This is a genomic window from Roseburia sp. AF02-12, from assembly GCF_003461765.1.
GTDB lineage: Bacteria > Bacillota > Clostridia > Lachnospirales > Lachnospiraceae > Roseburia_C > Roseburia_C amylophila.
Map to the genome: position 1 here is coordinate 74669 of NZ_QTXS01000004.1, position 10800 is coordinate 85468.

The following is a 10800-nucleotide window of genomic DNA, read 5'->3' on the forward strand; positions in this document are numbered from 1 at the left end:
GAAAGGAGTTATGAACAACATGAAAATCATCTGTTCAAAATCAAATTTACTTTATGGTGTAAACATTGTTTCCAAAGCCGTACCAACCAGAACGACCATGGCTATCTTAGAATGTATCTTAATAGATGCTTCTGCCGGTGAGATTAAATTAACTGCCAATGATATGGAACTTGGAATCGAAACAAAAATAGAAGGAGAGATTGAAGAAAGAGGAATTATCGCATTAGATGCAAAAGTTTTTTCTGATATCGTAAGAAAGCTTCCTGACAATGAAGTTGTAATCGAAACAGACTCTTCCTTTAAGACAACCATTACCTGTGAAAAAGCAAAATTCAATATCATTGGAAAATCCGGTGAAGATTTTTCTTATATTCCATATATTGAAAGAAATGAAGAAATCAGCATTTCACAGTTTACTTTAAAAGAAGTAATCCGCCAGACAATCTTTTCTATTGCAGATAATGATAATAATAAGCTGATGACAGGAGAATTATTTGAAATCAATGAGAACAGCTTAAAGGTTGTATCACTGGATGGCCACCGTATTTCAATCCGTAATATAGAACTGAAAAATAATTATGAGCATAAGAAAGTGGTTGTTCCTGGAAAGACTTTACAGGAAATCAGCAAGATTCTCCCGGGAAATGCTGACGAAGATGTCAGCATGTATTTATCAGACAATCATATTGTATTTGAATTTGGCAATACCACCGTTGTTTCCCGTCTGATTGAAGGCGAGTATTTTAAGATTGAACAGATGCTTTCTTCTGATTATGAGACAAAGGTTAAGATTAACAAACGTGAATTATTAGACTGTATCGACCGTGCTACCCTTTTAGTAAAAGAGGGAGATAAGAAGCCGATTATCATGAATATAACAGATGATAAGATGGAATTAAAAATCAATTCTTTCATTGGTTCCATGAATGAAGAAATTGATATTACCAAAGATGGAAAAGATATTTTAATTGGATTCAATCCGAAATTCTTTATCGATGCCCTTCGTGTCATTGATGAAGAAGAAGTAACCCTTTATATGGTAAATCCAAAGGCACCATGTTTTATCCGGGATGAAAATGAGACCTTTATCTATCTGATTCTTCCGGTAAACTTTAATGCAGCTGCAAACTAGGATTTGCAGAGGCAGGAAGAGAGGCAATCATGCAGGAAATTAAGCTGCGGGATGAATATATTAAGCTGGGACAGGCGTTAAAAGCTGCCGGAGTCGTAGACTCCGGAGTCACTGCCAAGCTTGTAATATTAGATGAAAAAGTTAAGGTAAATGGCGAAGTTGAAGTACAGCGTGGCAAGAAATTATATGATGGAGATGTAGTGGAAGCTTTGGGCGAAACCATAAAGATTGTAAAATGATAATAAAGTCCATTGAACTTAAGAATTTCCGTAATTATGAAGAGTTAAATCTGAATCTTGACGGTGGAACCAATATTTTATATGGGGACAATGCCCAGGGAAAGACCAATATATTAGAATCCATTTATGTCAGCGGAACAACGAAATCCCATAAGGGAAGCCGCGATAAAGAAATGATTCGTTTTGGTGAAAATGAGGCACATATCCGTACTATGGTAGAAAAAAATCAGATGAGTTATCAGATTGATATGCATCTGAAGAAGAACCGTTCCAAGGGAATTGCCATTAATGGTGTGCCAATCCGCAAGGCAAGTGAGCTTTTCGGTGTGCTGAATATGGTATTTTTCTCACCGGAGGATTTAAATATTATCAAAAATGGTCCTTCCGAGCGCAGAAGATTTTTAGATTCGGAAATCTGCCAGCTGGATAAAATTTATCTTTCTGATTTAACCAAGTATAATAAAGTTTTAAATCAGCGCAATAAGCTGTTAAAAGATATGGTATTTCATCCGGATTTGGAAAATACGTTATCCGTGTGGGATATGCAGCTCATTTCTTACGGCAGGCGGATTATCAGCCGGCGCCGGAGATTTGTAGAAGAATTAAATGAAATTGTCCGGGGCATCCATGAAAGCATTTCCGGTGGCAGGGAGCAGCTGACGCTGACGTATGAGCCGGATATCGAAGAAGCTTTTTTTGAAGATGAATTAAACCGGGCGAAGGAAAAGGACAGAAAATACTGCAGTACCTCCGTGGGACCCCACAGAGATGATATTTCCTTTTTTATAGGAGATATCGATATCCGTAAATTCGGTTCCCAGGGACAGCAGAGAACTTCTGCTTTATCACTGAAATTATCAGAGATAGAGCTGGTGAAAAGATGTATCCATGATACACCGGTACTTCTTTTAGATGATGTGCTTTCCGAACTGGACAGTAACAGGCAGAATTATCTGCTTAATAGTATACATGATATTCAGACGGTCATTACCTGTACCGGTCTGGATGAATTTGTAAAAAACCGCTTCCAGATTGATAAAATATTTGAAGTCATAAGCGGAACAGTAAGTGAAAAAAATGAAATGTAAAATAATCCGTGAATAGGAGGAATACAGATGAGTACGGAATACGGAGCAGACCAAATTCAGATTTTGGAAGGTTTGGAAGCAGTAAGAAAGAGACCTGGAATGTATATTGGAAGTACCTCTGTGAGAGGACTTCACCATCTGGTATATGAAATTGTGGATAACTCTGTCGACGAAGCACTGGCAGGTTATTGTACCCATATTATCGTTACGATTAATAAAGACAATTCCATTACAGTAGAAGATGATGGACGTGGAATTCCGGTAGGAATTAACCACAAAGCAGGTATTCCTGCGGTAGAAGTAGTATTTACTGTATTGCATGCCGGCGGAAAATTCGGCGGTGGAGGATATAAGGTATCCGGTGGATTACATGGTGTAGGAGCATCCGTTGTAAATGCACTTTCTAACTGGCTGGAAGTGCAGATTTTCCACGATGGAAAGATTTATAAACAACGTTATGAACGTGGACATACCATGTATCCACTGAAAGAAGTCGGAAAATGTGATATAAATAAAACCGGTACTACTGTAACCTTTTCTCCAGACGGAAGCATTTTCGAAGAAACCGTATATGATTTTGATACATTAAAGCAGCGTTTAAGAGAGACTGCATTCCTGACAAAGAATCTTAGGATTACACTTCGTGATGAAAGGGAAGAGCCTGTAAAAGAACGGGTATTCCATTATGAAGGCGGTATTAAGGAATTTGTAACTTACTTAAATAAGAGCAAGGAAGCATTGTATCCGGAGGTTATTTATTGTGAAGGTGAGAAAAACGGGGTTCTTGTTGAAGTTGCTATGCAGCATAACGATGCATATAACGAAGCTACGTACAGCTTTGTCAATAACATCATCACGCCGGAGGGTGGAACACATCTGGCAGGTTTCCGTAATGCGCTTACCAAAACTTTTAATGAATATGCGCGGGCAAATAAGATTTTAAAGGATTCTGAGCCGGCACTTTACGGTGATGATATCCGTGAAGGTTTAACTGCTATTGTAAGTATTAAGATTGAAGAGCCTCAGTTTGAGGGACAGACCAAGCAGAAGCTTGGTAACAGTGAAGCAAGAGGAGCCGTAGACAGCGTAGTAAGTGAGCAGCTTACATACTTTTTAGAGCAGAATCCTCAGGTTGCAAAGACCATTTGTGAAAAATCACTTCTGGCACAGCGTGCAAGAGAGGCAGCGAGAAAAGCAAGAGATTTAACCAGAAGAAAGACTGCATTAGAAGGAACCTCACTTCCTGGAAAATTAGCAGACTGTTCTGATAAAGATCCGAAAAACTGCGAAATTTTCATCGTCGAGGGAGATTCCGCTGGCGGTTCCGCAAAGACTGCAAGAAGCCGTGCAACCCAGGCAATTCTTCCACTTCGTGGAAAGATTTTGAATGTAGAGAAAGCAAGACTTGATAAAATTTACGGAAATGCTGAGATTAAAGCCATGATTACAGCATTTGGTACCGGTATTCATGAAGATTTTGATATCAGTAAATTAAGATATCATAAGATTATTATTATGACCGATGCCGATGTGGATGGTGCCCATATCAGTACCCTGATGCTTACTTTTATTTATCGCTTCATGCCGGAATTAATCAAACAGGGCTATGTATATCTGGCACAGCCGCCACTTTATAAGATTGAGAAAAATAAAAATGTCTGGTATGCCTACAGCGATGAACAGCTCAACAATATCTTAAAAGAGATTGGACGAGACGGTAATAATAAGATTCAGCGATACAAAGGATTAGGAGAAATGGATGCCGAGCAGCTTTGGGAGACAACCATGGATCCTGAGAAGAGAATCTTACGTCGTGTTGTAATGGATGAAGAAGAAGCATCTGAAATTGATGTAACATTCAACACCTTAATGGGTGATAAAGTAGAACCAAGACGTGATTTTATTGAAGCAAATGCGAAGTATGTCCAGAACCTGGATATCTAGGAGGAAAAATAGATGGATGACAAGATATTTGACCAGATACATGACGTAGACTTAAAGAAAACGATGGAAACATCTTATATAGACTATGCCATGAGTGTAATTGCAGCCCGGGCTTTGCCGGATGTAAGGGATGGTCTGAAACCGGTACAGAGACGTGTACTGTTTTCCATGATAGAGTTGAATAACGGTCCGGATAAGCCACATAGAAAATGTGCCCGTATCGTCGGAGATACCATGGGTAAATATCACCCACACGGAGACAGTTCAATCTATGGAGCATTGGTAAATATGGCACAGGACTGGTCTACCAGATATCCATTGGTAGATGGTCATGGTAACTTCGGTTCTGTAGACGGTGATGGAGCTGCGGCAATGCGATATACCGAAGCAAGACTTTCTAAGATTTCCATGGAAATGCTTGCTGATATTAATAAAGATACCGTTGATTTCATGCCAAACTTTGATGAGACCGAGAAAGAGCCTGTTGTACTGCCATCAAGATTTCCAAATCTTTTAGTAAATGGTACAACTGGTATTGCGGTAGGTATGGCAACCAATATTCCGCCACATAACTTAAGAGAAGTTATCAATGCAGTAGTAAAAATCATTGATAATGAAGTAGAGCAGAATCGTGGAACCGATATTGAAGAGTTATTAGATATTGTAAAAGGACCTGATTTTCCAACCGGTGGAATGATTCTTGGTACAACCGGAATCAACGAAGCATACCGTACCGGCCGTGGAAAGATTCGTGTCCGTGCAGTTACCAATATTGAGCCGATGAACAATGGAAAGAACCGTATTATTGTGACGGAGCTTCCATATATGGTAAATAAAGCCAGACTCATCGAAAAGATTGCAGAGCTGGTAAGAGATAAGAAAATTGACGGAATCACAGATTTACGTGATGAATCAGACCGTCAGGGTATGAGAATCTGTATTGAGCTGCGTCGTGATGTAAATCCAAACGTAGTATTAAATCTGTTATATAAACATACCCAGTTACAGGACACCTTTGGTGTTATTATGCTGGCACTTGTAAATAATCAGCCGAAAGTCTTAAATCTTCTTGATATGTTAAACTACTATCTGATGCATCAGAAGGAAGTTGTAACAAGAAGAACGAAATATGATTTAAACAAGGCAGAAGAAAGAGCTCATCTGTTAGAGGGTTTACTGATTGCCTTAGACCATATTGATGAAGTAATTTCCATTATCCGTGGAAGTAAGACAACACCGGAAGCAAAAGAAAAATTAATGAACCGCTTCGGACTCAGCGATGCACAGGCACAGGCTATTGTAGATATGCGTCTGCGTGCACTGACAGGTCTGGAACGCGAGAAAATTGAAAATGAATATAAGGAATTAGTAGCAAGAATCGCAGAATTAAAAGCAATCCTTGCAGATGAGAAGAAGCTTCTTGGTGTTATCAGAGAAGAAATTCTTCTGATTGCAGATAAGTATGGAGACGAAAGAAGAACATCTATCGGATTTGACGAATATGACATTTCCATGGAAGATCTGATTCCGGTAACCAATACGGTAATCACCATGACAAAATTAGGATATATCAAGCGCATGAGCGTAGATAATTTCCGCAGCCAGCATCGTGGTGGTAAAGGAATTAAGGGAATGGAGACCATTGAGAACGATTATATCGAAGAACTTCTCATGACAACTTCCCATCATTATCTGATGTTCTTTACCAACAGCGGAAAAGTATATCGTATGAAAGCATACGAAATTCCGGAGGCAGGAAGAACAGCCAGAGGAACCGCAATTATCAATCTGCTTCAGCTTCAGCCGGGTGAGAAAATTACCGCAGTTATTCCGATTAAGGAATACAAAGAAGGTGAATATCTCTTTATGGCAACCAAGAATGGTATTGTGAAGAAGACACCAATCTGCGAATATGCAAATGTCCGTAAGACAGGCCTTGCAGCAATTAACCTTCGTGATGATGATGAACTGATTGAAGTAAAGAAGACAGATAACAATAAAGATATCATCTTAGTAACCAAATATGGCCAGTGTATCCGTTTCCATGAAACAGATGTAAGAAGCACCGGTCGTGTATCCATGGGTGTTATCGGTATGAATTTAGCAGACAGCGATGAAGTCGTAGGAATGCAGTTAAATACCCAGGGTGATGCACTGATGATTGTATCTGAAAAAGGTCTTGGAAAATGCACCCTGATGTCTGAATTCTCACCACAAAACCGTGGCGGTAAGGGCGTGAAGTGCTACAAGATTACCGAGAAGACCGGTAATATCATCGGTGTCAAAGCCGTAAATCAGGATAACGAAATAATGCTGATTACCACAGAAGGAATCATCATTCGGATTCCGGTAAATGGAACAGCACTTTTGGGCAGAGTAACATCCGGAGTAAAACTGATTAATGTAAATGACGGAGTAACTGTAGCCAGCATGGCTAAGGTAAAAGAAGATAAATCCATTATGGAAAATGATATTCCGGAGCCGAAACAGCCAGAAGGTGTTATTGTAGAAGAAGATGAAGATGCATCAGCATCGGAGGAAGAGCTGATATCCAAGGAGCTTGGTGAATTAATAAACCGCGCAGAGCAGGATAGCGAAGAAGAATAAAAAACTTTATAAAAAAGAGGGCGGAATCACTGTATCATGATTTCGCCCTTTCAAAAAATAATGGGGGATTAAAGATGCCACAGACATTTTATGAAGTACTATGGATTTTTATTATTTATGCATTTATTGGATGGTGCAGCGAAGTATCATATGCAGCATTGGATAGGGGAATCTTTGTAAACAGGGGATTTTTGAACGGACCGTACTGTCCAATTTACGGATGTGGAGTATTAATCGTGGTTGTGTTACTGACACCATTAAAGAAAAATTTGCTGATATTATATTTAGGTTCCTTCCTATTGACATCAGTTCTGGAATTTATAACAGGATTCGTAATGGAAAAAGTATTTCATAATAAATGGTGGGATTACTCGGATAAACCCTTTAATATAATGGGATATGTATGTCTGAAATTTTCAATTTTCTGGGGATTGGCATGTACCTTTATTATGTTGATTATTCATCCGATTATTTACGGATTCATTCATCTGATACCGCATATTGTGGGGGTGGTATTACTTATAATTATAATGACCGGATTTGCCATTGACGTAGTAGTAACGGTATCTACTATTGTGAAGTTCAACCGCAGGTTAAAGGTAATGGATGATATTGCAGCAAAAATTAAAGTATTGTCCAACCAGATTGGTGAAAATATTTATGAAAATGTAGAAGAAGCACTGGAAAAATCTGCAGAATTTAAAGAAGGGCATGCAGAAAAGATAGAAAAACTCGAAAATCTGCGTCATAAATATGATGAACTTTTATCCAAAAAGAATGCAGTATCCAGCCGTCTGATGAAAGCATTCCCGGATATGAAATCAAAACATCATAACGAGATTTTGCAGAAATTAAAGAAAATCAATATAAGAAAGTAGGAAAATATGAAACCGAAAATAAAAACAGGGATAAGCGCAATCATGATAATAGGATGGATATTTGCAGGGCTGGGTTCTGTCTTTTTAATAATGGGAATCCTTTTTCTGACACAGTCCGGTAAAGAGGAAGCCTTTAAAATGTTAGGACTCATCTTTGGCGGAACCGGACTATTCTTTTTCCTGATTGGTGTCATTTTTTTGATATTGCATTACAATAATAAAAGCAGCTTAAAGAAAATTGTAGATAACGGCTATTACATTATGGCAGAAATTTCAAATATAGATATGAATTATAATGTAAACGTAAATGGCAGATGCCCTTATGTGATATATGCCAGATATCAGGATATGAATGGCTGCATCCATACATTTCACAGCCGCAACATTTTCTTTTATCCGGCGGGAATGATGAAAAATAATATGGTAAAAATTTATACAAGACCGGATAATTTTAAAAAATACTATATGGATATCGATGAGATTTTACCGGAAGTACAGATGCATTAAAGGAGACAGAAATGATAAGAACAGTAAAAACAAGTGAAATAACAGAAAATATCAAAGAAATGTGCATTGAAGCAAATTATTATTTATCCAGGGATATGGATGCAGCAATGAAAAATGCGGCTGCAACGGAAGAATCTGAACTAGGACAGAAAATATTAAATCAGTTACAGGATAATCTTGAAATTGCAGATAAAGAGCAGATTCCGATTTGTCAGGATACCGGAATGGCAGTGGTATTTATTGAAGTTGGACAGGATGTTCATTTTGAAGGTGATGCTATAGAAGATGCCATTAATGAAGGAGTGCGTCAGGGATATGTGGAAGGATATCTTCGGAAATCCGTCGTAAAAGACCCACTGATTCGTGAAAATACCAAAGATAATACTCCGGCAGTTATACATTATTCCATTGTGCCAGGCGATAAAGTGAAAATGACTGTTGCACCAAAGGGATTCGGCAGTGAAAATATGAGCCGCGTCTTCATGTTGAAGCCTGCAGAAGGAATCGAAGGTGTTAAAAATGCCATCATGACTGCAGTAGCTGATGCAGGTCCAAATGCCTGCCCGCCAATGGTAGTAGGCGTTGGAATCGGAGGCACCTTTGAAAAATGTGCGATTCTTGCAAAAAAAGCATTAACCAGAAGCGTAGATTCCTATTCTGAAATACCTTATGTAAAAAATCTGGAAATAGAAATGTTAGATAAAATTAATAAGTTAGGCATCGGACCGGGCGGATTAGGCGGAACAACTACAGCCTTAAAGGTAAACATCAATACATACCCGACACATATAGCAGGACTTCCGGTGGCAGTGAACATCTGCTGTCATGTAAACAGACATGTGGTAAGGGAGATTTAGAATGAACGCAATTGTAATAGAAGGAAAAGAATATCATTTTAAAATGGCACATCCGGAAAATACAGAAGAAATACTGTCTTTATATCAGAGTGCCATGGGAACAGAAGGCTGCACCTGGGATGAAACATATCCAAGCCGGGAGACCATTGCAAAAGATTTTGCAAATCAGGCATTATTTATAATAGAAGATAATGCCCATAAAATAGCCGGAGCAATTTCAATTGATGAAGATACGGAAGTAAATGCATTAACCTGCTGGTCGAAGCAGTTAGAGCCATCCGCTGAGCTGGCTCGTCTTGTCATAAGAGAGACAGAACAGAATCATGGACTGGCACGCATTATGATTCAAAAGACCATGGAAGAATTAAAAAAAAGTGGCATGAAAGGTGTGCATTTTCTGGTAAGTAAGACAAATGAACGGGCAATGCGTTCCTATCAGAAATTGAATTTTACAAAATGTGGTGAATCGGATCTTTATGGAGAAGACTGGTGGTGCTACGAAAAGGCATTATAATAGATTTATTATAAAAGCTGGTAAATATCATTATTTATTATAGAAAGAACAGGTGATAGAATGGATAAATATATTAAAACACCGATAACAGAAGAAAAGACAGCAGAGCTTCATGCAGGAGATTATGTATACATAACAGGAACGATTTATGTGGCAAGAGATGCAGCCCACAAGAGAATGATGGAAGTCTTAGAAAGAGGAGAAGAGCTTCCGATAGACATTTTAGATTCCACAATCTATTATATGGGACCATCACCGGCAAGAGAGGGAAGACCAATCGGTTCCGCAGGTCCGACCACTGCAACCCGTATGGATAAGTATGCACCAACCCTATTGGATTTGGGTGAAAAGGCAATGATTGGAAAAGGAAAACGTTCCAAAGAAGTTATAGATGCTATCATCCGTAATAAAGCAGTGTACTTTGCAGCAATCGGCGGGGCAGGCGCGCTTCTTTCAAAATGCATTACCAAATCAGAAATCGTCTGTTATGAAGATTTGGGAGCGGAAGCCATCCGCAAGCTTGAAGTAAAAGACTTCCCGGTAATTGTTGTGATAGACAGAGATGGCAACAACCTCTATGAAACAGCAATAGAAAAATATAAGAAAATCCAGCTTTAAAATGCTCTAAAAAAATAAGTGAAAAATAATTTGAATTTGTGATTGACAAAGTGAAATAGTTTTAGTATTATTATCTATGCGTCATGTACGCAGACAACATCATATTTATTTGGAAAGTTCAGATATGGAGAAATACTCAAGAGGCTGAAGAGGCGCCCCTGCTAAGGGTGTAGGTCGGGCAACCGGCGCGAGGGTTCAAATCCCTCTTTCTCCGCTTTTTCCAAAGATAAAGAAATTTATTTTTTTTGGAAAAAGTTGTTGACAGATAAGAAATAAGATGTTATACTAAATGAGTTGTGTCTGAGAGATACAATAAAGAACCTTGATAACTGAACAGTGAAATAACCTTGAAAGATTTTGAGAAAAACGTAATCAAAAGATTACAAAATCATTCAGGACAGCATCTCTATTTAATA

10 protein-coding genes and 1 tRNA gene are annotated in these 10800 nt (G+C 38.5%); all 11 read left to right on the forward strand.

Annotated features, from left to right (window positions below; all coding sequences use genetic code 11):
- Nucleotides 1–19: 19 nt before the first annotated feature.
- The gene (gene dnaN / locus DV740_RS14510) at nt 20–1132 is read left to right on the forward strand and encodes a DNA polymerase III subunit beta (protein ID WP_117699187.1); all 1113 of its coding nucleotides are present in this window, start codon (nt 20–22) and stop codon (nt 1130–1132) included.
- Between the two features lie 29 nt (nt 1133–1161).
- Nucleotides 1162–1371 carry an RNA-binding S4 domain-containing protein gene (locus DV740_RS14515; RefSeq protein WP_022242292.1) on the forward strand — a complete coding sequence of 70 codons (210 nt, stop codon included), beginning with the start codon at nt 1162–1164 and terminating at the stop codon, nt 1369–1371.
- Entirely contained in the window at nt 1368–2459 is a 1092-nt protein-coding gene (recF, locus tag DV740_RS14520) for a DNA replication/repair protein RecF (protein ID WP_117947861.1), read from the forward strand. The genes DV740_RS14515 and recF overlap by 4 nt, the downstream gene beginning before the upstream one ends.
- A 27-nt stretch (nt 2460–2486) precedes the next feature.
- Nucleotides 2487–4403 carry a DNA topoisomerase (ATP-hydrolyzing) subunit B gene (gene gyrB / locus DV740_RS14525; protein ID WP_118088419.1) on the forward strand — a complete coding sequence of 639 codons (1917 nt, stop codon included), beginning with the start codon at nt 2487–2489 and terminating at the stop codon, nt 4401–4403.
- A 12-nt stretch (nt 4404–4415) separates the two neighbouring features.
- A complete protein-coding gene (gene gyrA, locus DV740_RS14530) occupies nt 4416–7010 on the forward strand; it encodes a DNA gyrase subunit A (protein ID WP_118088420.1) in 2595 nt (864 codons plus the stop codon).
- 74 nt (nt 7011–7084) lie between these two features.
- Nucleotides 7085–7888: a putative ABC transporter permease gene (locus tag DV740_RS14535; RefSeq protein WP_118057781.1), complete on the forward strand. Its 804-nt coding sequence runs from the start codon at nt 7085–7087 to the stop codon at nt 7886–7888.
- Between the two features lie 6 nt (nt 7889–7894).
- Nucleotides 7895–8395: a hypothetical protein gene (locus DV740_RS14540; protein WP_118057782.1), complete on the forward strand. Its 501-nt coding sequence runs from the start codon at nt 7895–7897 to the stop codon at nt 8393–8395.
- A gap of 11 nt (nt 8396–8406) precedes the next feature.
- On the forward strand, nt 8407–9252 hold the full coding sequence (locus DV740_RS14545) for a fumarate hydratase (RefSeq protein ID WP_118057783.1): 846 nt from the start codon (nt 8407–8409) through the stop codon (nt 9250–9252).
- Between the two features lies 1 nt (nt 9253).
- Nucleotides 9254–9766 (forward strand): GNAT family N-acetyltransferase, encoded by a 513-nt coding sequence (locus DV740_RS14550; RefSeq protein WP_118088421.1) that lies wholly within the window; start codon nt 9254–9256, stop codon nt 9764–9766.
- A 60-nt stretch (nt 9767–9826) separates the two neighbouring features.
- The gene (locus tag DV740_RS14555) at nt 9827–10384 is read left to right on the forward strand and encodes a Fe-S-containing hydro-lyase (protein ID WP_118088422.1); all 558 of its coding nucleotides are present in this window, start codon (nt 9827–9829) and stop codon (nt 10382–10384) included.
- 126 nt (nt 10385–10510) lie between these two features.
- Nucleotides 10511–10598: transfer RNA gene (locus tag DV740_RS14560), tRNA-Ser, on the forward strand.
- Nucleotides 10599–10800 lie beyond the last annotated feature (202 nt).

Bases quoted from the DNA above. Each gene is read 5' to 3' on its own strand.
- dnaN (WP_117699187.1), top strand. From the start codon at position 20: ATGAAAATCATCTGTTCAAAATCAAATTTACTTTATGGTGTAAACATT.
- DV740_RS14515 (WP_022242292.1), top strand. From the start codon at position 1,162: ATGCAGGAAATTAAGCTGCGGGATGAATATATTAAGCTGGGACAGGCG.
- recF (WP_117947861.1), top strand. From the start codon at position 1,368: ATGATAATAAAGTCCATTGAACTTAAGAATTTCCGTAATTATGAAGAG.
- gyrB (WP_118088419.1), top strand. From the start codon at position 2,487: ATGAGTACGGAATACGGAGCAGACCAAATTCAGATTTTGGAAGGTTTG.
- gyrA (WP_118088420.1), top strand. From the start codon at position 4,416: ATGGATGACAAGATATTTGACCAGATACATGACGTAGACTTAAAGAAA.
- DV740_RS14535 (WP_118057781.1), top strand. From the start codon at position 7,085: ATGCCACAGACATTTTATGAAGTACTATGGATTTTTATTATTTATGCA.
- DV740_RS14540 (WP_118057782.1), top strand. From the start codon at position 7,895: ATGAAACCGAAAATAAAAACAGGGATAAGCGCAATCATGATAATAGGA.
- DV740_RS14545 (WP_118057783.1), top strand. From the start codon at position 8,407: ATGATAAGAACAGTAAAAACAAGTGAAATAACAGAAAATATCAAAGAA.
- DV740_RS14550 (WP_118088421.1), top strand. From the start codon at position 9,254: ATGAACGCAATTGTAATAGAAGGAAAAGAATATCATTTTAAAATGGCA.
- DV740_RS14555 (WP_118088422.1), top strand. From the start codon at position 9,827: ATGGATAAATATATTAAAACACCGATAACAGAAGAAAAGACAGCAGAG.